Consider the following 23,419-nt stretch of genomic DNA (forward strand, 5'->3'; position numbering starts at 1 on the left):
TTGGGAATGATACAGTGGATAATCCTGATAGGAATTGTCGCATTCGTAATACGAAAATTCATGCCTGTTAAAGGTGTATCGCAAGCAACAGTACTTGAAGCGAAAAAGAAGTTTAATGACAAAAATGTTCAATTTATCGATGTGCGGACACCCCAGGAATATCAAGCAAATCACAGGAAACCATTTAAAAATATTCCGCTATCACAATTAACACAACAAACTAACAAACTTAATAAAAATAAAGAAGTGGTCGTTATTTGCCAAAGTGGAATGCGGAGTATGAAAGCAGCTAAAATTTTAAAAAAACATGGATTTGAAAGTGTAACCAATGTTAAAGGTGGTATGAGTTCCTGGGTATAAGATAGGGAAAGAATGATATTATAGCAGGAAGAGATAGTAATTATGAGAAAAGGAGCTGCAAATATGACGGATAAACGATTTAATCCTGAAAAAGCACAATCACTCATGCGAGCAGAACGTAAAAAAGCATTGCCGCCAGATGAGATCACGGAACATTTGAATTTGCAATCAGGTGATACTGTTGCTGATCTTGGAGCTGGAAATGGCTATTTTACAATTCCAATTGCAAAGAAGGCGGAGAAAGTATATGCGGTTGATATTGAGCCGAAAATGCTGGAAATGCTACGGGAAAATGCAGGCGAAGAAAATCTGGATAACATTCATTATATGGAAAGTGATTTAAATCATATTAAATTGGAGGATGAATCCGTAAATAAGATTATCATTGCTTTTGTGATGCATGAGGTTCCGGATGTTGACAGAACACTTTCTGAAATAAAACGCATTTTGAAACCAGGCGGACAGCTGCTTTTGCTTGACTGGGAAGCCATTGAAACGGAATCAGGACCGCCGCTCGATCACCGCATATCTTCAACCGAAGCAAACAGGATATTGGAAAGATACAGCTTTGATACAGAATCTATTCCATTGAACCCAGCAAACTATGCTGTGAGAGCAACACCAAAATAAATAGGTACTGATACCGAGAAAAAGGTGCTTTATCATGTTTTGAAAGTGTGCAATCCAGAAGCAGCACAGCATGTGTTATCGCAGAATCAACTGATGGTTATGTTCTGCCTTGTAAAATAGCTGTTTATAAGGATAATGGAAAAACCATAATCGGTACGCAGAAACCAACAGCATTGATGCAAATGATTGAATACGAAGCAATTGAGAAAATTGCACAAGACATCGTAAATAGGTTGATAGCATGCATGGACCAAGCTATCTAATCATATCGGGGGCAGTCTCCCACCACACTAATGTATTAACGTGTTAGCGTGGCGGAAGACTGCCCCCATAATTTTGTTTTCATATTTTCATCAAATTTTCACATTGTGTTATTAGTATAGAGTGGGAGTCATTGGAATGGAGGAAAGAGTTTTGGTGGTAGCGAGTAAGTTAATGGCAATTGGTTTGATTGTTATAAGTTTAGTTGTGGGATTCATTTCCTTTTATATGATGAGTGATTTATCAAAGGAAAAAAAGAAAAGACACGTAGAGGAGATGAGTTCACAGTTAATTAATTTCATCATATTTATTTGGCTTGGAAAAGTGATCTTGAATTTTTCCATATTCCTCAAGGATCCCTTAGCCATATTAGCCTACCCAAGCAATTCGGAAGCATTTTATCTGGCTGTCCTATTCACTGCCTTGCTACTAGTGTATAAGTCTAAACGGCAGCGGCTGGATGTACAAGCATTTATCGAATCTTTCCTGCATGTATTTTTAGTAGCGTCATTTGTCTATGAGTTCATTCAACTCGTTTGGAACAATAATACATATTCCTTTGGTTATCTGGTTTTACTGGCTGTTCTCTTGGTATTATTTTTTCTCATCCGTGGACATATAACTGCTGGCACGTTAATCACCACAATACTAACCGTCTGGTCTGCCGGGGTATTTTTGTTAATACTTATGCGGCCGTTTATAACGGTGTTTGGTTATATCTTGGCACCATGGTTTATGGGATTGTTTTTTATCATAAGTTTAATAATCATTATTATTAGATACAGAAAGAGGGATCGCAATGGGCGGAATTGAAACGGATACAATGTTGATTGTAGGAATGTTTTTAGCGATAGGGGCAGGGGCATTATCATTCTTGTCCCCTTGTGTACTTCCTATTTTTCCAGCTTATTTATCATATATTACGGGGATAAGTGTGAAGGAACTGCGAGGAAATCGGAATACTAAAATTCGGCGACAGTTATTGAGCCATTCTTTATTTTTTTTACTGGCGGTTTCATTGGTTTTTATCAGCCTGGGTGCCAGTGCCTCGTTTTTGGGTCAATGGGCACAAAATTTGCTGCTAGGTGATTCAGGGTTGTTTATTCAACGGATTGCCGGGATTTTCATTATATTTATGGGATTATTTGTTGCGGGATGGATTAATATTCCAGCTTTAATGAAAGAAAAACGTTTTTATTATTCCAAAAAACCGGCTGGATATTTGGGGACGTTTTTTGTTGGTCTTGGATTTGCTGCCGGTTGGACTCCTTGTATCGGTCCGATTTTTGGATCCATTCTATTATTAGCTGCAAGTAACCCTAGCCAGGGAATTTTTTACACCGTTATGTACGTGATTGGCTTCGCGTTGCCATTTATCGTTTTGACCTTTTTCCTTGGATCAACCAGATGGATTGTTCGACATAGTCAGGTCATTATGAAGGTAGGTGCCATTATTATGATTATCATGGGATTGGTTCTATTTTTCGGTCTCATGCCGCGAATAACAGAGTTTCTGCTTGATTTAGTACAAGATACATGGTTATCAAGATTAGGATAGGAACGGAGGTTATCATCCATGAAAAAAAACATCATCATTGTTATTGTAGTAGGAATGCTTGGCTTTGCTACATATGAATTTGTTACCTCACCTGGTCAAGAAGATAGCGGTGATGTCTCTGGAGGTATGATTACTTCCCCGCCCAAAGACAGTGAGGAGGAAGTGAAGGAGTCTGATGAAGTTGGGCTTGAGAAAGGGGAATTTGCTCCCGACTTTGAATTAGAAACTTTAGAAGGAGAGCGAGTACGTTTATCTGATTATAAAGGGAAACGTGTCTTAGTTAATTTTTGGGCTACGTGGTGTCCGCCATGCAGAGCAGAAATTCCCGATTTAGAAAAACTGTATGATAAAAAAGATGTGACTATTCTAGCGGTCAATTTAACGGAATCAGAAAAAAGTGAAAACAATATTACCGATTTTGTAGAAAAATTCGGGATGACTTTCCCGGTGTTGATGGATGTGAACTCAGATGTCTCTTCTGCTTATCGGGTTCAGGCATATCCTACTTCCTATATGATTGATTCCAATGGTCGGATCCAATTTATTGCATTAGGTGCGATGAATTATGATCGTATGGTACAAGAACTGGAAAAGATGGAGTAAATGTTTTATCCCACATATATAACAGGCAGTAATACCCCCACTGATTGAAATTTCATTTTATGAACAGAGGGCAGGGGTAATCTTCAGGATAAAATGACGAAAGAAAATTTTGATGCACTACTTGTTTCCTTTAGTGTCGATCCTGATCGTGATACACCTGAAGTATTGAAAGAATTTGCAGAGGGTTATCAGGCCGATTTTAGCAATAGGTCGCTTTTTAAATGGTTATGCTTTTCAAACGATCAAAGAGTTTTCCATAAAATCATTTAAATCACTTACTGAAAGACCAACGGATGGGTCTGATCAGGTAACACATAGTACCAGTTTCTTTTTGGTGAATCCTTAAGGGAAAGTAATCAAACGATACTGGCACAGATGCAAAGGACATGGATGAAATTATTGCAGATTTGAAACTAGTTCTTGATTGAGATTCTAGAAAGATTGGAAGGTGAAAACAGTGAAAAAGGCGACATTTCTTATTGTGCTTGTTGCAATGTTTGGATGGGCGATCTATGATCTTGTTGACCAACCGAAAAATACAGTTAGCCAGAATAAAGATATTGAAATGGATCAAAAAGCTAGCGCAGATAGTGAAGTGAATAAGGAAAAAGCAACCAATGAAGAAAGCAACACAGTGATAATAGAAAAAGCTACCATCGGACTTAATGAGGGGAATATTGCGCCAGATTTTCAACTGCAGACATTGAATGGAAAAGTCGCAAAGTTATCAGATTACCGTGGGCAACGTGTCATGGTTAACTTCTGGGCTACGTGGTGTCCGCCATGCCGTGCAGAAATACCGGATTTGGAAAAATTCTATCAAAATAAAGATGTGGTTATTTTGGCAGTTAATTTGACACAAACAGAGAATAGCATGCAAGAAGTGAAGAGTTTCGTGGACGAATTTGACATGAGATTTCCTATTTTATTGGACGAAAATATTGAAGTAGCCAATCTATATGCAATCCGTCCCATCCCAACTTCTTATATGATAGATTCAAATGGAATTATTCAATTCAAGGCTTTAGGTGCATTGCATTATGAAATGATGGTCGAAGAATTCGAAAAGATGAAGTAGCCCTTTTCAATATCGTATAATGATGAAAGAGGTGATCTTATTGAAGCAAACCGTATTGGTAGTGGAAGATGATAAAATGATCCGCGAGCTTGTCAGCATTTATTTAAAAAAATCCGGCTATGATGTAGTAGAGGCTGCTGACGGGGAGGCGGCAAAGGAAGTCTTTTTATTAAACCATCCATGCCTAATCATTTTGGATTTAATGCTTCCTAAACTAACCGGGGAGGCCTTCTGTATGTGGGTTCGGGAACAAGAACGTAATGAAGTATCCATAATTATGCTGTCAGCCAAGGTGCGCACAGATGATAGAATCAATGGATTGAAAATTGGGGCAGATGATTACTTGGTGAAACCATTTGATCCAGCGGAACTTATCGCTCATGTAGAGGCTGTTTTACGGCGGACGGGTCAGTTTTGTCAAAAGATTACCTATAGTGGGTTATGTATTAAACCCAGAAAAGGAGAAGTATTACTGTTGGATAAGCAATTGAATTTGACAAAACATGAGTTCAATCTACTCTATTATTTTATGGAGAATCCGAATGTTGTAATATCAAGAGAAGATCTCATATATCAACTATATCCCTATGCCGATAAAACCGTGCTGGATCGTACGATTGATGCACATATAAAAAAACTAAGAAGGAAAATCGAGGATAATCCCGCTTCCCCTAAACGTATTAAAACAATTCGAGGAATGGGGTATAAATTTGTTGCGGAATAAACAAAGTAAGTCACTCTTTCCAAATCAATTTTTATTGCGCTTAACTTTTATCAATATAATTGTCATTGCCTCTTTTATCGTACTAAGCAGCTGGGCAATTTATAACACTGCTTGTATTTTGGCTGATGGGTTGGTAACGGTGAACAATCAGAAACAGGCTCAGTTTGAATCGACACTTCTTCAATACTTATGGATATTTAGCATTTCTACAATCGTAATTGGCAGTCTGATTCATTTTTATTTAACAAAAAAAATGATGTATCCATTAAATGGGTTGATTGAATCTACAAAACGAATGAAGCAAGGTCAATACCCCAGTGCAATTAGAGTAGAATCCCATGATGAGATAGGACAACTGATTAGTCATTTTAATGATTTGGTTCAGCAATTGAAAGACAACCAGCAACATAGGCAAAAGCTTGTATCAGATTTATCCCATGAATTTCGGACCCCCCTTTCGAATCTTAATGGTTATCTAAATGCATTAAAAGATGGTGTAATTGAGGCTGATCAAAAACTGTATCAATCGCTTCATGGAGAATCCAAGCGGCTCATCAGCATGGTTGAACAAATTGAACAGCTGAAAGAATGGGATTATGTATCGAAACAAACTTTTTCTGAAAAAGAACCTATTGATATGCAGTTTTTAGTTGAGCAATCTGCCCAAATGTTTCATTGGTCATTGAATAAGGAAGGTATTATAGTCAACGTTCAGGTAGAACCCGGAATAGTGCATGTAGATAATGGGGGAATCTCACAAGTTATTAGTAATTTAATTGACAATGCTATTCGCTATTATCTGGGACCGGAACCAATAATAATAAAAGGGGAAACTCTAAAGTCAGGATATATGCTTTCCATTTCTGGCACGGGTCAATCGATTCCAATAGCAGAACAAGAAAGAATATTTGAGAGGTTTTACCGTATAGATCATTCACGGGCGCAAGATTTGGGAGGAACAGGGCTTGGACTTGCCATTTCAAAAGAAATTATTGAACATCATAATGGAAAGATTGGGGTTAAGTCGGAAGGTCATTATCATACATTTTGGTTTACATTGCCGCTTTGCTAACAAAAAAGTTCATCATGCTGTTAATGTAATACTGACAGCATGATTATCGAAATTAATAACTGTGTGTTTTTCTTAAAAGTAAAGGAAGTATAAAATTTAGCACTATTCAGCTCCTTTTTGCAGTTGTTCATAATTATAAGTGGGTGTCTGTTTACTAAGTGAATCGATTATATGCATGGACAGCATCTGATCTGCAAGCTCTGTGTGTTTTTTAGTTACGAGGTTTATAGTGCATAGTCCACTTTGTTTTGTATAGTTATTTACGAAAATAAAAGTTGATTGATAAAGGCAGAGGGGTAGGGTCTGTGGGGATCAAGCTAACGAATGATTCAATTCCTTTAAATAGTTGTTCATAAGGGGGGAAGTTCCCCTTAATTTTAATTCCCACCTAAAACAACCACGTTTATTCCAAGTAAAGCTTCCAAATAAAAGAAGTCATTATCTGTTATTAATCCCCCGCTGCAGATAAATCATTTCCTCTGCAAGTTTCTGAATCCTCTCGGAAACACTTCGATCAATTATTTCATCACTGTCTTCGTTAAAGGAATCATTATGGATATAGACATTACCTGTAGGAATTAATCCCTTGAAATAGGAGAGAACCGGCTTTAATTGATATTCTGGCACTAAAAAATGCTTGTTGGACCAACCCGTAGCTACGATGCCTGTTACCTTATATTTGAAGGCATTTTCAGGGAAATGGTCTAACAAGTTTTTTAATGCTCCCGAAATAGATGCTTGATAAATTGGTGTGCCAAACACGAGAAAATCGGCTGACAAAATTTTAGTAACAACTTCCCAGGTATCATCGTTATAATCTGCTAACGGGGCACCAACAGAGAATTCAATCTCATATTCCCTCAGGTCAATTAATTCTGTCTGTATAGTTGAATCCTGAAGCTGAGCTGCAACCAAAACATCGTTTACAGCTAGGGAGGTTTTTTCACCAGACAAAGCTCCCGAAATCCCGACTAGTTTCATCGTTACTACCCCTTTTCATAGTATGATTAATATTGTATTGAATAAGGTACCACTTTAGCGCCTTATCCTCATTGCAGCTTTTCCTTGATTCATCATGGGCAACTAGTAGTGTTATTATAGGAAGCTTATCTTATCCTAAATCTATCTGCAAAAAATTTGCCTTTAACGGGCATACACGAATTCCATGCCGTTAATTAATTGAATCAATCTTCTTTGTGCCTTTATTAATCATACTTTACTCAATAGGTGATAATTCATTTTCAGTAACCCATTTATGATTTGTTACCTTATCACCACCGGTAGTTGGCATGTAATCTACCATATACACAGTTGTCTCCTTAGCTGTTTCTATTACTGCGGTAGCTCCTTTCATACCTTTCATATGTGATGCTTCAATTGTGACCTCGGATCCAGGTTCAAAAGGCACTTCTTTGGCATCTGCAATTTCTTCGTGAATAACCCATTTATGATTTTTTACTCTTTCTCCGCCGGTTGTTGGTGTATAGGATACCGAATAGACTGTTGTATGAAATGCACCTGCAATTGTTGCCTTTGCACCTTTCATGCCTTTCATATGTTCAGACTGAATAATCGCCTGGCTGCCAACTTCATAGGTAGGATTATCAGCAGCCTTCAGATCATCTGGAACCTCCCCCGTGCTTGAATGATCCATCTCCATATGATCGTCTGAACCTGATTCCATTTCGGTATCGGACTGTTTATCAGAGTTAGTCTCCATTTCAGTATCCTGCTTTTCAGCTGGTTCATTTTCCGCATTGCTGCTGCATGCGGATAGTGCAAATATAGAAATTAGAAAAACGATTCCTATCGTGATCAGTCTACTCTTCATCATTTATGCTCCTTTCATTTTTACAGTTTAATGTTACTCTACCCGAAAAATATGTAAAATAATTGCAGACTATTTTACATCCATGTTAAAAATGTTCAAGTATTGGGTCATTATCAGTAAAATTCCATGTGCGGTTGTTCTATATATGTTTGTATTTATCCGCTTTATTAAGCTAATTACACAGAAAATGGATAATTTTTTGGTATGATATATTTTTATAGCAAAGAATTGGTGCGAGGTATTTTTTTCATAGTAAAGCTGTTTATATTAGTATGAGGAGCCATTATCAAATTATCATGATTTTATTTCTTATAATTTTTTCACTTGACAATACCCTACATAGGTATGGTAAATTGAAAGCGATCAAATTGAGGAGGTTGTTGTTTGAGTGATGAATACAACTAAAAGGTATGTCCCGGGGTAGCTGTTACCTATTGAAAGAAATGCTAAAAAGTTATATGGACCCATAAGGGCATGGGTAAAAGTGGATACAAATGCAGTGAAGAACTGCTACTTCTCCACATTAATACCCCTATTACATTCTGATAGATAAAATGCAATCATAATTTACAGTTCAAACACTGTTCGGATAAGAGTATTCGACGATTAAATAATACGATGCAGGGGTATTGTATAAAAGAAGCCATATAAGGTTGTGTTCAGGTATAGAGAAAAAAGGCAGGTTTCCTGTGAAGTATGTAATAGCAATTTAAGGAATAATAGAAGTGAAGGGAGCACAAATGTATGCCAAATTATCAAGATGAAGAACATGTTCAGGATACCCATAGCAATAAAGGGGAAGGCTCACATGGGCATCACCATACAGGAGTACATGAACATCATGACCACCATAATCATGCACATGAAAAGATGAGCGGTGATTCACACAATCATGGAAGTCATGGAGGCCATGCCGGTCACGGACACGGAAACCATGATCACGGTGATATGGTTAGTGATTTTAAAAAACGCTTTTATATCTCATTAATCATTACGGTTCCAATACTTGTTTTATCACCAATGATACAAGAATTCATTGGTGTGGATCTTCGATTTGCGAATGATCAATATATCTTATTCGCGCTTTCAACATTTGTATTTTTCTATGGGGGCTGGCCGTTTCTAGCAGGTGGTATTCATGAGTTAAAGGATAAGAATCCAGGCATGATGACTCTCATTGGTCTTGCTATATTAGTTGCTTATGGCTATAGTTCATTAACCGTGTTTGGCTGGGAAGGAAAAGACTTCTTTTGGGAATTAGCCACGTTAATTGACATTATGCTGCTGGGACATTGGATAGAAATGCGTTCTGTCATGGGGGCTTCCAATGCACTTGAAGAACTGATTAAACTGATGCCCAGTGAGGCGCATAAACTCGATGACAATGGCAATGTATATGACGTACCAGTATCTGATTTGCAAAACGGGGACAGGGTACTTGTTAAACCTGGTGAAAAAATCCCTGTAGATGGTGCGATTTTGGATGGGAAGTCAGCTATTGATGAATCGATGCTTACTGGTGAATCTGTGCCAGTTGAAAAATATAAAGGTGATGAAGTGATTGGCGGTTCCATTAACAATGAAGGATCGCTTACTATTCAGGTCGAAAAGACGGGAGAAGATTCCTATTTGTCGCAGGTAGTTACACTGGTAAGGGAAGCACAAGAATCGAAATCAAGGACGCAGGATGTAACAAACCGTGCGGCAAAATGGCTTTTTTATTTAGCATTAGCATCGGGTTTACTAACTTTGATTGTATGGTTGATGCTAGGGTATCCTTTTGATGTTGCACTGGAGCGGATGGTTACCGTTATGGTTATTACATGTCCGCATGCACTTGGGTTGGCCGCTCCACTGGTTATAGCTGTTTCAACATCTATTTCGGCTAAACAAGGATTGCTGATTCGAAATCGTGCTAATTTTGAAGGGGCAAGAAATCTAGATGCAGTTGTTTTCGATAAAACAGGGACATTAACAAAAGGTGAATTTGGTGTAACAGATATTATTCCAAACAAGGGGTATCGTGAAGAAGAAATCCTCATTTGGGCAGCAAGTCTGGAACAAAATTCGGAGCATCCATTAGCTGCAGGTGTAGTAAATTCTGCAAAAGAAAAAGATTTACAATTTAAAAGGGTTTCCGAATTTGAATCCATAACAGGGAAAGGTATTGAAGGTCTTGTAGATGACAAGAAAGTAAATGTAGTAAGTCCCGGGTATGTTAACAATCATGAAATGACATATGATCGGGAAACATTTAATAAAATGTCTGGGGAAGGAAAAACGGTTGTCTTTGTTTTGCTGCAGGATCAATTGATCGGCATGATAGCACTTGCAGACATGGTTCGCGAAACGGCAAAAGAGGCGGTTGCATCATTAAAAGAAAGTGGAATTCATCCGATTATGCTTACAGGTGACAATGAGAAAGTTGCCCATTGGGTAGCAAAACAACTGGATATCGATAAGGTTTACCCCGAAGTTTTACCAAATGAAAAATCTGATCAGGTGAAAAAAATAAAGGATAAAGGCTGGAAAGTTGCGATGACGGGTGACGGAGTGAATGATGCTCCAGCACTGGCAACAGCAGATTTAGGTATTGCAATCGGTGCCGGGACAGATGTAGCAATGGAAACGGCGGATGTTGTCCTTGTTAAAAGTAATCCAAAAGACGTAGTGGCGCTAATCAATTTATCAAGAAAAACGTATCGAAAAATGGTACAAAACCTATGGTGGGCAACGGGATATAATATTTTTGCAATTCCCCTTGCTGCAGGTGTGTTAGCGCCTGTTGGAATTGTGTTAAGCCCAGCATTAGGTGCAGTATTAATGAGCCTAAGTACGGTTATTGTAGCGATTAATGCAAAATTGTTGAAAGCATGATTGTTCAGGGCGGGTGGTACAGGAATATCGGCAGGAGAAAAGAAATATCAGCAGGAGAGCACGAATATCGGCAGGAGGGCAAAAATATCGGATTCCTCGGAAAAACGTAGTATATACGGGCTGCGGGACAGAGAAGCATCGTAAAATAGTTGCGTCTCACTTTTCCGACACAACAAAGAATACGAAAATCCTAAAAGAAAAATCCGGACTAGTTTAAATTCTACTTGAAGAAATTCATAGTTCGGATTTTCTCTCTGATAAAATATTTTTGTCCTAATTTCCTTATCAAAAAGATATGAACATGCATCGGGATGTCGCTCTTATCGTTTTATAAGATCGCTTGTCACTAGTATTTAGTATCAGAATCAATCCCGGACATAATAAAGGGAATGGCTGATTTGATATATTCTTCTGGCCTTTTTGTGCTGCTATTCCTTCTCCATTCAACAGATAATCCGTAAATTCCCCAGCTTAACATTGTCGACATATGTTTTAATGCTTCCTCATTATCAGATGGATGTTGTTTAACTAGCAATTTGAAATAGATTACCTCTAGCTGGTCACGAATAATACGCGCAATTGTATCCTCATATCCTCGATGGCACCGATTTGATAAGGAAACTTGAAAATTAGTGATGGCTATAAACGTACTTATTAATGCTTCTTCCGTTAATTTACTTTTTTCATAGTCCTGTATGCTTAAATTAACGAGTAATACCTCTGATAAGACTTTATCCAATAAATCATAAATGTCTTTAAAGTGATAGTAAAACGTTGCACGATTAATCATTGCCTCTGTCGTTATATCCTTTATTGTAATATCCTTGAATTCCTTTTTATTAGAGAGCTCAATGAATGCGTCCATGATTAATTTACGTGTGCGCAAAATTCTAGGATCGGTTTTGGTTTGCTTCATTTATAAACGCTCCTTACTTTTTCAACAATTTATGAAATGTGTTGGATATACAACAGATCCAACAAACTATTGGTATTCTTATATTTCATTATCCACTAAACTAATATTATCAAGCAAACGGAAAGCTTTTAGCTCTAATGCTAACTAAAGGAGAGAGAAATTGATGAATCAAAATAATCTAATGTGTGACTTAGAGACTGGTGTATGCGGTGTAGCAAGTGCTGATGAATTGGAGATTATTAATTTAAATAAGCTACAGAAAACAATCGAATTATATTATGTTACAGATCCAATCTGCTCCCATTGCTGGGCATTAGAACCAACTCTAAGACGTTTTAATGAGCAATATGGACAATATTTCAACTTTCATACGGTAATGGGTGGCTTACTGGAAAAATGGGATGGTGGTCCAGTTGATCCGGCTAACGGAATCTACGGACCAGCAGATGTTGCTGGACATTGGAGAGAGGTAGGAGAACATACACGGATGCCGATAGATGGCTCACTTATGATTGACAATCCGGTTCAATCTTCTTTCCCTCCATCACGGGTCTTTAAAATAATTCAAAAACATTATGGTGAAGTAAAAGCATTTGAATACCTTCGCCGGGCTAGGGAGGCACTATTTGCTTTTAATGAAAACATCGGTGAAAAATCAGTCCTAGTGAAAATCATTAATGTAATGGGATTGGATGGCAGTGCAATTGTAAAGGAAGCTGATGAGAAAACAGGCCATGCATTACTAAATGAAGATTTTACGCTTGCTAGAAACCTTGGTGCTAGGGGTTTTCCAACTATTATTATGGCGAATAATGAAAATAAAGGGGTGAAAATAGTTGGCGGTCGTTCATTGGAACACTATGCTGCTGGATTGAAGCAGGTTCTAGGGGAAGAACCAACACCAAAACAACAACCTCCTTTATCAAGCTTACTTGAAAAAGAAAAGCTTTTATTTTCAAAAGAAATTGAAATTATGTATGATGTTGAGAAATCGGATATTAACTTCTTCATTGAAAAGGAACTTTCACCAAGCAGTTATCATGTAAAGGAAATTCTGGGGGAAACCTATTTTACTGCAGAAAAATAATAAGCAGAATAGTAACGTCAAGTTCAAATTATAGTTTGAATAAACTTGAAAGAGGTGCAAATCGCATAGCGTTAAGCACCTCTTTTATAATTACAAGCCATGCAACCATGCCTTCCTTCATCATTCCTGTTTTAGTATCTAAAACAATTGCAATTTCATAAGACAAATTATACAATTGATATCGAATTCCAATATTGAAATCCGATATCAAAGACAGGAGGCATTTGTTTGGATAACAAAGTTTTAAGAAAGTTATTCCTGGGATTCATCCAGATTCATATTTTACATCACGCAAAAGAAGAGGAGATATATGGTACTTGGATGCTTGAGGAATTGCGTGAGCATGGTTATGAAATTAGTGCAGGTACGTTATATCCTATTCTGCACAGCATGGAGAAGGACAAATTATTGGATAAAAAGGAAGTAAATGTGGATGGAAAGATCAGAAAGTATTATTCGATAACAAATAAAGGAGAGTCTGTACTTAACGAGGCACGTGCCAAAGCCTATGAATTATTTAAAGAGATAAACTAAACAAGGGGTGATACGTTGAAACAGGAAATGCTGCGTAAACATCGATTGAAAACTAATTTAGAGATTTTAGTTGCCTCTACAAAGTTAGGATTAACATCTTTTGGTGGACCTGTTGCACATTTAGCCTATTTCAAGGATGAATATATTGATCGTAGGAAATGGTTAGATGATAAAACCTATGCAGATATTATAGCACTTTGTCAGTTTCTTCCCGGTCCGGCGAGCAGCCAGGTAGGAATTTCAATAGGTATGATGCGTGGGGGAATTTTAGGAGGGATTATTTCGTGGCTTGGCTTTACGCTTCCATCGATTATTGCCCTGAGCCTATTTGCAATGCTCTATCAGACATTCTCTTTAGAAGATGCTGGATTCATTCACAGCTTGAAGATAGTCGCTGCAGCAGTTGTGTTACATGCTTTATTAGGCCTTGGAAAAAAGTTGACACCCGATAAGATGCGACTTGGTATTGCTATTGCGGCTGCTTCAATTATGTTAATGTATCCTTCCGCATGGATGCAGCTTGTTATCATTCTATGTGCCGGTCTATTAGGTCTCCAATTATTTAAAAATAAAGCGGAGTCAAATGTGAAACCATTTTCCGTAACCATCTCAAAGAAAACGGGCATACTTTCATTAAGTTTTTTAGTTGTTTTACTTATTGCTTTACCCATCATTACAAAGTTTGCTAATAACCCCTTAGTAACTCTGTTTGATATTTTTTTCAGAGTTGGTTCTTTGGTCTTTGGTGGCGGTCATGTGGTGTTGCCAATGATTGAACGTGAAGTTGTTCCACAAGGATTGCTCTCACCTGATGAGTTCTTGGCTGGCTACGGAATGGCTCAAGCAGTGCCAGGGCCATTATTTACATTTTCAAGCTATTTGGGAACGATGATGGAAGGGATAGCAGGTGCTGTGGTTGCATCGATCGGTATATTTTTGCCATCATTTTTACTTGTTGTCGCAGCATTACCGTTTTTAAATGAATTGCGTAAACGTGCCACTTTCCAAGGAATACTTATGGGGGTTAATGCAAGTGTTGTAGGAATATTAGTAGCAGCATTTTACGATCCCGTTATAAAAAGTTCTATCTTTGATGCTTCTGATTTCGCATTGGGTATGATCTTATTCGCATTGCTTAATGTTTGGAAAGTTCCAGCGTGGCTGATTGTCATTTTAGGAGTTGCAGGAGGATATGTAATTCATTTTCTTGGAATGTAAGGTTTAAAAGCGGGACAAGGGGTCTGACCCCCTGTCCCGCACCGCAAGACCCCCTGTCCCGCAAAATTTGTAACACTTTTTTATTGCAATCAATACAATACCATGGTAGGGTATAAATATATCAAGGAAGGAAGTGGAGACATGGATCAGGAGAGAAAGCCGATCAAACCACGTACGGAGTCAGAACGGCAAAAGGTAATTAATCGTTTAAAGCGTATAGAAGGCCAAGTCAGAGGTATTCAAAAAATGGTCGAGGAAGATCGTTATTGTATAGATATATTAGTGCAGATATCCGCTATTAATTCAGCATTAAAGAACACGGGCTTTCAATTAATGGAGAGACATATGCATCACTGTGTATCTCATGCCATTAATACGGGAACAGGTGACGAATCAATCGAAGAATTAATGAAGGTTGTCCAGCAGTTTTCCAAGTAACAGCGATTGGGGTGACATAAGATGTCTATTAAACATGTGAATATAGGAATTACTGGAATGACGTGTGCTGCTTGTTCCACCAGAATTGAAAAATCCCTTAATAAAATGGAGGGTGTGGAAGCAAATGTTAATCTTACGATGGAAAAGGCATCTGTAGACTATGATGAAGAGAAAGTTTCACATCATGACCTTTCCGATAAAATTGAAAAACTCGGATATGGCGTACAGACAGAAAAGGCAGAGTTTGATATATATGGCATGACATGTGCCGCTTGTTCCACCAGAATTGAAAAAACATTAAATAAAATGGACGGCGTAAATGCTTCGATAAATTTAACAACGGAAAAGGGCATAGTCGAATATGAGCCTGGACTAGTAACGGTCGATCAAATCACGGAAAGGGTAGCAAAACTTGGCTACGAGGCAAAACAAAGTCAAAGTCGTGAGGAACAACGGAATCATAAAGAGGAAGAAATTCATGATAAGAAGGTTAAATTATTAATTTCAGCCATCTTGACTTTACCGCTACTATACGCAATGATTGGGCACATTCCGTGGGATTTGGGATTACCAATGCCAGAAGTTTTGATGAATCCGTGGGTACAATTTTTATTTGCGACACCGGTGCAATTCTATGTTGGCTGGCAATTCTACACGGGAGCTTATAAGAATCTGAGAAACAAAAGTGCGAATATGGATGTGCTTGTTGCTTTAGGTACGTCCGCTGCCTATTTTTACAGTTTGGTTGAAGGGATTCGGGCTACTGTTAATCCAGGCTACGATCCACACTTATATTATGAAACGAGTGCCGTGTTAATCACACTTATTCTGGTTGGAAAACTTTTTGAAGCAATGGCAAAAGGAAGAACAACCGCCGCTATTTCAAAATTATTGAGTCTCCAAGCTAAGGAGGCAACCGTGATTCGTGATGGTCAGGAAATGAAAATACCATTGGAACAGGTTGTTGTTGGAGATAAAATCAGTGTCAAACCCGGTGAGAAAATTCCTGTTGATGGGGAGGTTGTTTCAGGTAAATCCGCTGTTGATGAATCCATGATAACGGGTGAATCTATCCCGATTGAAAAAAGCAGCGGCGATCTTTTAATTGGATCGACCATTAATAAAAATGGAACATTACAAATGGAAGCAACTAAAGTAGGGAAAAATACTGCTTTAGCAACCATTATAAAAGTAGTAGAGGATGCCCAAGGTTCAAAAGCACCGATTCAGCGTATGGCGGATGTCATATCCGGTATTTTCGTTCCAATTGTTGTAGGTATTGCGGTACTAACGTTTCTAATATGGTTCTTTATCGTTGATCCGCAAAACTGGCCAGCAGCACTTGAGGCTTCGATTGCTGTACTCGTCATTGCTTGTCCCTGTGCGTTAGGATTGGCGACACCAACATCGATTATGGTTGGAACTGGGAAAGGGGCAGAAACAGGAGTCCTCTTTAAAGGGGGTGAACATTTAGAAGCTGCGCACAAAATAAATGCAATCGTATTGGATAAAACGGGTACAATCACAAAAGGGACACCGGAAGTAACGGATATCCATTATTTCGTCAGCGATTCACTACCATATTTAATTGCTGCCGAACGTTCATCAGAACATCCACTTGCAGAAGCAATTGTGGATTATGGTAAGAAACGGAATGTTGAAAAATTGGATGCAGATGATTTTAAGGCAATACCCGGTCACGGTATCGAATCACAAATAAACAATAAGAAAGTCCATGTTGGTACTCGTAAATTAATGATAGAAAACAATATTGATTTTGCCGATCATGAGGAGCAGCTTACTCAATATGAATTGGAAGGCAAAACCGCAATGATGTTTGCAATCGATAGTAAGCTAGCGGGGATTGTCGCGGTTGCGGATACAGTGAAAGAAAATGCAAGACAAGCAATTGACCAGTTAAAGGCACAAGACATTGAAGTCTACATGATTACTGGCGATAACGAACGCACTGCTAAAGCAATTGCTGGACAAGTAGGCATTGATCATGTATTTGCAGAGGTATTACCAGAAGATAAGGCAAATCATGTAAAAACAATACAGAACCAAGGCATGAAAGTTGCAATGGTAGGGGATGGCATTAATGATGCACCTGCACTAGCGACCGCTGATATTGGAATAGCAATCGGTACAGGAACCGATGTAGCAATTGAAACAGCAGGCATTACATTGGTTGGTGGAGAGCTAACCAATATTCCGAAAGCGATTGGGTTAAGCAGAAAAACAATGACAAATATTCGTCAAAATCTATTTTGGGCATTAGCTTATAATACTGCTGGTATTCCGATTGCTGCTTTAGGACTTCTGCAACCATGGATTGCTGGTGCGGCAATGGCGTTTAGTTCTGTTTCAGTCGTGTCAAATGCATTGCGCTTGAAACGTGTAAAAATAGATTAAATTTTATAGGAGGTTTTCTTAATGAAAAATATAACATTAGATGTAAAAGGGATGACTTGCGGACATTGCAAAATGGCGGTAAATGGCGCGCTCACAGACTTAAACGGAATTAGTGATGTGGAAGTAAACCTGGAAACCGGTAAAGTGGAAGTCACTTATGATGAGAATAAAGTTGATCAGGAAAAAATGAAAGAAGCTATTGAAGATCAAGGGTATGATGTTGCTTAAAGAAGGAAAAGGGGCTAGAATGAAAAACGAGTTCCGTTCCTTTTAGCAAAACATTTAAATTGAGGGCTAAAAATGACTAGCATACTTTGTTAGTCATTTTTCTTTGAACAAAAAGATTTTTGATAAAACCATATTATATTTGCTATTATAATGTAGTCGAGAGGGTACAGCAGTTGTTTCAACACATTTCGAATGACAGATTGGGATGCAAAGGAACATTTTAATGTGGAAATATTAATTTAAATTATTTGTACACATGTGGTATTCAGAATATTTGTGTTAGGATAGAAGTGGAGTATGTGAACAAATGAACCGACAGGATATTTAAAAGTAATTCGATATTTTTGGTAATAAAGGAAGGCTAGGAGAAAACAATTTTCTTCTAGCTAATTTTTTTGAAACTTTTTCATCTGTTGTTTGCTCTAACTGGTGGAAGGAGGTTATAAATTGAAGAATTTATCCTTAGTAAAGAAAGCTATAAATGGCAACAAAGAAGCATTTGAAATTCTTGTCAAAAATGAAAGTGAAAAATTGTATAAAACAGCTTTTCTTTACGTTCGAAATAAAGAGGATGCATTGGATGTACTTCAAGAAACAATTTATAAGGCTTTTATATCTATTGAACAAGTAAAGGAGCCTCAGTTTTTTAATACTTGGTTAACTAAAATTTTAATCCGCACTGCCTATGATGTATTAAGAAAACGAAAGATAGTAGTTTTTGATGAGAAGCTTATTAGTAATAAATCGGACGATAGCATTAGGGATGTTGAAGGTAAGATGGACGTTATAAATGCAATATCATGTTTAAGTAAAAACTATCAAACAGTAATTATCCTATATTACTATCACGACTTAACTATTCAACAGATTGCGGAAACGATGGAAAAACCTGATAACACAATTAAAACATATTTACGGCGTGCAAAAATTGAGTTAAAAAAAGGTATTGGGGGAGTGAATTACAGTGAACATGGAGCGTTTTCATAAAGAAATAAGCGAAATAAAAGTTCCAAAGAATGAAATATTAAATGCAATAGATAAAGGATTGGAGAAAGGATTTAAAGAAAAAGTACCGAAAAGAAAATCTAAAGTTAAACTTTTTAGTGCTGTTGCATTAATTGCAGTAACCATATTCTTAGCAGCAGGTTTAATTTTCGCACCCATTTCATATGCTTTATCAACCATCCCATTATTGGGCTCAATTTATGAAAAGATTGGTTTGCAAATCGGATATGAGTTATTAGAAAGTGAATTGATTACTCAACTAAATCAAAAGGCTACAAGTAATGATGTAGATATTACAATAACCAGTGCTTATTATGATGGGAATATTATTGGGGTTACATTTAACGCTGAAGGTGACAAGGTATCAATGGATAGTATGGGTGATAGAGGACCCGAAACTGGATATAATTTTCATCTATTTGATGGTGATGAACAAAATCAGTGGTCTTCAACAATGACAGAATTAAAAGAAACAGAGGATGGTTATATCGCTTCTATAGAATTTTACAACCCTAATGCTAACTTATCTAAAAACTATACTTTACCCTTAACATTTACTAATATTACAGGAGTTAAAGGGCTTTGGAAATTTAATGTCCCGGTTGAGCAAGTCCCTTCTGAAACAATTTATTCTGAAGCTAATACTGAACTTGAAGGTCAAGGTTATTCCTTTAAAATGGAGTCAGTTGTAAAAGGGAAAGCTACAACGATATTAAATTATAAGACAACGATACCATTAGTAGGCAAAAAGGATACTATAAGAATTACTGTTTTTGATAATGAAGGAAATCGTTTATCAAAGTTCCACCCAAATGTTTTGACAACTGAGGTAAACGGAACCTCCATCGTAAAGAATTACCAAGAACTATTTAGTAGTAAAATTAGTGAAGATGCAAAGTATTTAACTATTCAACCTGAAATCGTAAAATCGGATAAAGAAATTGTTAATGCTATGGACCAAACGCTTCCTTTTATTGTAGAAAGCAGCAGGTTTAACTACTCTATAAAGGTTAAAAGTATACAGCGAGAAGGAGGACAGCTAGTATTGGATTATGAGATACAGAATATCAATACAAGATCAATTAGAGAGGATATTATTCAAAATTTTGCTGACTTTATAATGATAGTTAAGTCTGACAATATTCAAAGGGATGAAAATGGTGAATTGGATATGGAAAAAATGCTGGAATACAAGACTCGTAGTGATCAAGCAAAATTAAAAGACGAAGGTAGTTTACATTATCAATCCATTTTTAACATAAAAAATCCTGAGAAATTTAATTACAAAGATTATTCAATAGTTGTCCCATTTAGAACATTAAGTGCAAATGAAAAGCCGATTCAAATGGAACCAATTAAAGTTGAATTACAATAATCCACAAGATAGGTGTTGGGGTGTTCCGCTCCAATACCTATCTTTTTTAGGGATTAAATTGTAATCTTGAACTATTAAAACCATCTCTTGAGTAAATTGAACAAGGATTTTAAAAAGAAAATCCGCTTCTAACTATTCCTCAGCTTAAGAAAAATATCTTTCACTTTTTCCTCCACAACTTACCTGGCCAAAAAGCAAATCTTCCAAGTACGGTTGTTATGGATGGTACGAGCAATGGTCTGACGATAAAGGTGTCCAAAAGCACGCCGATTGCTGTGACAGTACCAAATTGGACGAGCACCTGCATAGGTAAAACGGCCAACACAGAAAACGTTCCTGCCAAAATTAAGCCAGCTGAACTGATCACACCGCTTGTTTGTCCTACACCTTCTGCAATTGCTTCTTTCATCGGCATATGTTTACGGTTTTTCCATATATTTGACACCATGAAGATGTTGTAATCCTCACCAAGAGCAACTAGAAAAACAAATGCATATAACGGGATTAATCCTTGCATGGCAGGAGCATCGAAACCATAATGTATGACTAGCCAGCCCAGTCCTAATGCAGATAGATAAGACAGCACAACCGTTAGCAAGAGGTAAATCATTGCAATAATCGATCTCAGGTAAGCAAGCAGCAATGCAGCAATAATAATCAGTACCACCGGAATGATTAGGTTCTGATCCTGCTTTGTGATTTCCTCTGTATCATATAGTGTTGCTGTTTCGCCGCCAATCCAAACATGATCACCAGCATTTTCGATACCAGTGTCTTTAAGACCTTTGGCAACCGTGTTCTTTATAGCTGGAATTCGATCAATAGCATCTCTCGAATAGGGATCCATTGCTAACGTTAGCTCATATGCTTGATAGTCTTGATTTTCCTCCCCGGTTCTTGGTTCACTGACGCTTTCGGTTATGTCCATTGATGCAAGCTGATCCTGTAACGAAACATCTTTCCCTTCCGTATCAACAATTATTTGTACCGGTGCAATTGTCCCGGGTGGATAGTGCTCAGCAATAATCGTGAATCCTTCCCGTGAAGGCATATCTTTAGGGAATGAATCAAGAAGGCCATACGTTAGTGAAATTTTCGGCACCACTAAGGCAAGTGCTCCTAAGAAAATGGTGCAAATAGCGATAATGCGCCAAGGCTTTTCTGTTACCAATCGGCCGACAGATTTGCTGAACCTGCTCCTTGTTTTTGGATGACGAACGGGTTTTCCTTTCTTTTCCTCCAATTCCTGTGCCATTTTTTCAGTACGTGGAATAAAAGGGAAGAAAGCTATTCTGCCTAACATGGATAATATAGCAGGCAAGAATGCAAGCACCGCAACCCCCATAATTAGAATTGCCAAGCTAAATGGAACAGCAAACCTGTCATAAGAAGCATATTGGGCCAATGATAATGTGAAAAGTCCAATAACTGTTGTTAGGCAGCTCATCATAATTGCTCCACCGGAATGACTGATTGCTTTATGCAAGGCAGTGTATTTGTTTGTTTCCAGCTGTAATTCATCGCGATACCTGGAAATAAGGAATAGGCAATAATCTGTACCAGCACCAAACAATAATACAGTCATTATCGATATTGCTTGTGCATCAACCTCAATCCAACCTTGATTTGCCATGAAGCCAAGCAAAGGACTAATTAAACCGTAAGCAAATCCTACACTAATTAAAGGAACAACTGCAAGAATTGGTGAACGATACAAGACAATTAATAAGACTAATACTAGGATAACCGTAGCAATCAATAAGGTAACATCTGCTTGACTGAACAGCTCGACGGCATCTGTCTGAATACCAACAGGTCCGGTAAATCGTACATGAAGCCCATCTTCTCCTATATCTGTGTCGAAAGAATTTTCCGCAGTCAAATCGTTAATTGTATTTTTTAACGTTTCCATTGCCTGCTGTAATTCTTCTGTAGTTGCATCTTCTTCAAAAAATACGGGTGTTGTAAGTGCCTCGAGATCCTGTGAAGCTGGCTGCTTTAACGCTTCAACAGGCATATTTCCAAAATCCGGCACGAGTGACTGATACTCGAGCGGATCCTTCTTTAATTGCTGATAGGCTGCCTGAACACTTTGATAATCATCATCTGTTAAACCACCATCACGATACCAGACAAGCAGTAATGGAATACCTGAATCATTGGGAAATTGTTTCTGCATGATTTTTTCCGCTTCAACTGACATGGCATCCTCAGGCAAAAGGTTGTTTGATGCAGTTTCTTCCTGATTCACCTGTGGCCATATAGAAGAAAGAATCCCTATAACCAAGATCCAGACAACTAACGTGGCAAAGCGACTCTTGTTTCCTGCAACTATTTTTCCCCATTTCTTTAAAAAGCTGTACATCCAATCTTCCTCTCCAGGGAATTTATATAATCGGGAATCCGTGATTTTAATTATATATACTGGTTGGTTAATTATCAACTATAATGGATCAAATTCCTGTATGCTTGACAATATCTTAAATTGGGCAGCTGAATGGTGTTATACTTTATGGTATAATTTAGCGACAAACACGAGTCAAGGAGAGAGTTAGAGTGAAGCGGAAGCAGGAGCGACCACTAGGCAGACCCAGACAAAGTGAAAAGAAACAACCTACAAATCAATTGATTATTCAGGCTGCAACAAGGCTGTTTTTAGAAAATGGCTATCAGCATGTTTCAATTGACAATGTTGCAAATAAAAGCAATGTGACAAAAGCAACAGTGTATTATTACTATGCAAGTAAAGCGGAATTATTTACAGAAACAATGGTTCAGCTGATGGTGCACATTGGTGAAAAAATAAATGCGTTGCTCCATGAGAATCTTCCATTGAAAGAACGTCTTCTGAATATAACGAAGACACATCTAAAGGGTACTGTTAATGTTGATATGGCTGGATTTATGAAAGGGACAAAAAATACATTATCAAACGATCAGCACAGGAGAATTGAACAAGCGGAGGGTGGATTGTACCAGGCGATCGAAAACGCCTTTATGGATGCAATGGAACAAAATGAAATACGTATGACAAATGCAGCATTTCTTGCCCAAGCTTATTTATCCCTATTAAAGGTAGGTTATTACAATAATGAAAAACAGCAAATCCTTCCAACGATAGAGGAAGTTGCAGAACAAATTATTGAGCTGTTTTGGCATGGTGTTCATTTGTCTGAAAATGAGCCGGATTAAACGCGATTGCGGCATGA

Annotated in this window: 25 protein-coding genes; 20 read left to right on the forward strand and 5 right to left on the reverse strand. The window is 37.7% G+C overall.

Annotated elements, in window-relative coordinates; translation table 11 throughout:
- The 10 genes from IEV74_RS10445 to IEV74_RS10490 all read left to right on the forward strand — a co-directional run bounded on the left by IEV74_RS10445 (position 1) and on the right by IEV74_RS10490 (position 6,286).
- Entirely contained in the window at positions 1-360 is a 360-nt protein-coding gene (locus tag IEV74_RS10445; protein WP_188455329.1) for a rhodanese-like domain-containing protein, read from the forward strand.
- A gap of 63 nt (positions 361-423) precedes the next feature.
- The gene (locus tag IEV74_RS10450) at positions 424-990 is read left to right on the forward strand and encodes a class I SAM-dependent methyltransferase (protein WP_188455330.1); all 567 of its coding nucleotides are present in this window, start codon (positions 424-426) and stop codon (positions 988-990) included.
- Between the two features lie 47 nt (positions 991-1,037).
- Positions 1,038-1,253: a DUF302 domain-containing protein gene (locus IEV74_RS10455; RefSeq protein ID WP_229683126.1), complete on the forward strand. Its 216-nt coding sequence runs from the start codon at positions 1,038-1,040 to the stop codon at positions 1,251-1,253.
- A 136-nt stretch (positions 1,254-1,389) separates the two neighbouring features.
- Positions 1,390-2,064, forward strand: a complete 675-nt coding sequence (locus IEV74_RS10460) for a hypothetical protein (protein ID WP_229683127.1) — start codon at positions 1,390-1,392, stop codon at positions 2,062-2,064.
- A complete protein-coding gene (locus tag IEV74_RS10465; RefSeq protein ID WP_188455331.1) occupies positions 2,051-2,809 on the forward strand; it encodes a cytochrome c biogenesis CcdA family protein in 759 nt (252 codons plus the stop codon). Before IEV74_RS10460 ends, IEV74_RS10465 begins: the two co-directional genes overlap by 14 nt.
- 18 nt (positions 2,810-2,827) lie before the next feature.
- Positions 2,828-3,412: a peroxiredoxin family protein gene (locus tag IEV74_RS10470; protein ID WP_188455332.1), complete on the forward strand. Its 585-nt coding sequence runs from the start codon at positions 2,828-2,830 to the stop codon at positions 3,410-3,412.
- Between the two features lie 93 nt (positions 3,413-3,505).
- The gene (locus tag IEV74_RS19665) at positions 3,506-3,682 is read left to right on the forward strand and encodes an SCO family protein (protein WP_229683128.1); all 177 of its coding nucleotides are present in this window, start codon (positions 3,506-3,508) and stop codon (positions 3,680-3,682) included.
- A gap of 187 nt (positions 3,683-3,869) precedes the next feature.
- Positions 3,870-4,490, forward strand: a complete 621-nt coding sequence (locus IEV74_RS10480) for a redoxin domain-containing protein (RefSeq protein ID WP_188455333.1) — start codon at positions 3,870-3,872, stop codon at positions 4,488-4,490.
- A 40-nt stretch (positions 4,491-4,530) separates the two neighbouring features.
- The gene (locus IEV74_RS10485) at positions 4,531-5,214 is read left to right on the forward strand and encodes a response regulator transcription factor (protein WP_188455334.1); all 684 of its coding nucleotides are present in this window, start codon (positions 4,531-4,533) and stop codon (positions 5,212-5,214) included.
- A complete protein-coding gene (locus IEV74_RS10490) occupies positions 5,204-6,286 on the forward strand; it encodes a sensor histidine kinase (protein ID WP_229683129.1) in 1,083 nt (360 codons plus the stop codon). The genes IEV74_RS10485 and IEV74_RS10490 overlap by 11 nt, the downstream gene beginning before the upstream one ends.
- Before the next feature lie 438 nt (positions 6,287-6,724).
- Here IEV74_RS10490 and IEV74_RS10495 read toward each other — a convergent pair whose 3' ends face one another.
- Positions 6,725-7,267 (reverse strand): NADPH-dependent FMN reductase, encoded by a 543-nt coding sequence (locus IEV74_RS10495; RefSeq protein WP_188455336.1) that lies wholly within the window; start codon positions 7,265-7,267, stop codon positions 6,725-6,727.
- Positions 7,268-7,502: 235 nt separating this feature from the next.
- Positions 7,503-8,117, reverse strand: coding sequence for a YdhK family protein (locus IEV74_RS10500; protein ID WP_188455337.1), 615 nt, complete (start codon positions 8,115-8,117; stop codon positions 7,503-7,505).
- 744 nt (positions 8,118-8,861) lie between these two features.
- On the opposite strand from IEV74_RS10500, the gene IEV74_RS10505 reads away from it, so the two are divergent.
- A complete protein-coding gene (locus IEV74_RS10505) occupies positions 8,862-10,994 on the forward strand; it encodes a heavy metal translocating P-type ATPase (protein WP_373284328.1) in 2,133 nt (710 codons plus the stop codon).
- Between the two features lie 346 nt (positions 10,995-11,340).
- Here IEV74_RS10505 and IEV74_RS10510 read toward each other — a convergent pair whose 3' ends face one another.
- Entirely contained in the window at positions 11,341-11,910 is a 570-nt protein-coding gene (locus IEV74_RS10510) for a TetR/AcrR family transcriptional regulator (RefSeq protein ID WP_188455338.1), read from the reverse strand.
- Positions 11,911-12,073: 163 nt separating this feature from the next.
- Between IEV74_RS10510 and IEV74_RS10515 the strand changes: the two genes are divergently transcribed.
- Positions 12,074-12,997, forward strand: a complete 924-nt coding sequence (locus tag IEV74_RS10515) for a DsbA family protein (RefSeq protein WP_188455339.1) — start codon at positions 12,074-12,076, stop codon at positions 12,995-12,997.
- A gap of 28 nt (positions 12,998-13,025) precedes the next feature.
- Here the strand turns inward: IEV74_RS10515 and IEV74_RS10520 are convergent, their stop codons facing one another.
- Positions 13,026-13,163, reverse strand: a complete 138-nt coding sequence (locus IEV74_RS10520; RefSeq protein WP_229683130.1) for a hypothetical protein — start codon at positions 13,161-13,163, stop codon at positions 13,026-13,028.
- 62 nt (positions 13,164-13,225) lie between these two features.
- Between IEV74_RS10520 and IEV74_RS10525 the strand changes: the two genes are divergently transcribed.
- The 7 genes from IEV74_RS10525 to IEV74_RS10555 all read left to right on the forward strand — a co-directional run bounded on the left by IEV74_RS10525 (position 13,226) and on the right by IEV74_RS10555 (position 20,210).
- Complete coding sequence (locus IEV74_RS10525; RefSeq protein ID WP_188455341.1) at positions 13,226-13,531, forward strand: PadR family transcriptional regulator; 306 nt, start codon at positions 13,226-13,228, stop codon at positions 13,529-13,531.
- A gap of 27 nt (positions 13,532-13,558) precedes the next feature.
- Positions 13,559-14,749 carry a chromate efflux transporter gene (gene chrA, locus IEV74_RS10530; RefSeq protein WP_188455393.1) on the forward strand — a complete coding sequence of 397 codons (1,191 nt, stop codon included), beginning with the start codon at positions 13,559-13,561 and terminating at the stop codon, positions 14,747-14,749.
- Between the two features lie 141 nt (positions 14,750-14,890).
- A complete protein-coding gene (locus IEV74_RS10535) occupies positions 14,891-15,187 on the forward strand; it encodes a metal-sensing transcriptional repressor (protein ID WP_188455342.1) in 297 nt (98 codons plus the stop codon).
- Between the two features lie 21 nt (positions 15,188-15,208).
- A complete protein-coding gene (locus IEV74_RS10540) occupies positions 15,209-17,602 on the forward strand; it encodes a heavy metal translocating P-type ATPase (RefSeq protein ID WP_188455343.1) in 2,394 nt (797 codons plus the stop codon).
- A gap of 21 nt (positions 17,603-17,623) precedes the next feature.
- Entirely contained in the window at positions 17,624-17,830 is a 207-nt protein-coding gene (gene copZ / locus IEV74_RS10545; protein WP_188455344.1) for a copper chaperone CopZ, read from the forward strand.
- Between the two features lie 447 nt (positions 17,831-18,277).
- Entirely contained in the window at positions 18,278-18,817 is a 540-nt protein-coding gene (locus IEV74_RS10550) for a sigma-70 family RNA polymerase sigma factor (RefSeq protein ID WP_188455345.1), read from the forward strand.
- On the forward strand, positions 18,801-20,210 hold the full coding sequence (locus IEV74_RS10555; RefSeq protein WP_229683133.1) for a DUF4179 domain-containing protein: 1,410 nt from the start codon (positions 18,801-18,803) through the stop codon (positions 20,208-20,210). Before IEV74_RS10550 ends, IEV74_RS10555 begins: the two co-directional genes overlap by 17 nt.
- Positions 20,211-20,370: 160 nt before the next feature.
- Here the strand turns inward: IEV74_RS10555 and IEV74_RS10560 are convergent, their stop codons facing one another.
- Positions 20,371-22,575 (reverse strand): MMPL family transporter, encoded by a 2,205-nt coding sequence (locus IEV74_RS10560; RefSeq protein WP_188455347.1) that lies wholly within the window; start codon positions 22,573-22,575, stop codon positions 20,371-20,373.
- Between the two features lie 191 nt (positions 22,576-22,766).
- Between IEV74_RS10560 and IEV74_RS10565 the strand changes: the two genes are divergently transcribed.
- Positions 22,767-23,402 carry a TetR/AcrR family transcriptional regulator gene (locus tag IEV74_RS10565; protein WP_188455348.1) on the forward strand — a complete coding sequence of 212 codons (636 nt, stop codon included), beginning with the start codon at positions 22,767-22,769 and terminating at the stop codon, positions 23,400-23,402.
- The last annotated feature ends 17 nt before the right edge of the window (positions 23,403-23,419 follow it).

Source organism: Virgibacillus oceani (genome assembly GCF_014638995.1).
In the GTDB taxonomy this organism is placed as follows: domain Bacteria; phylum Bacillota; class Bacilli; order Bacillales; family Amphibacillaceae; genus Virgibacillus_E; species Virgibacillus_E oceani.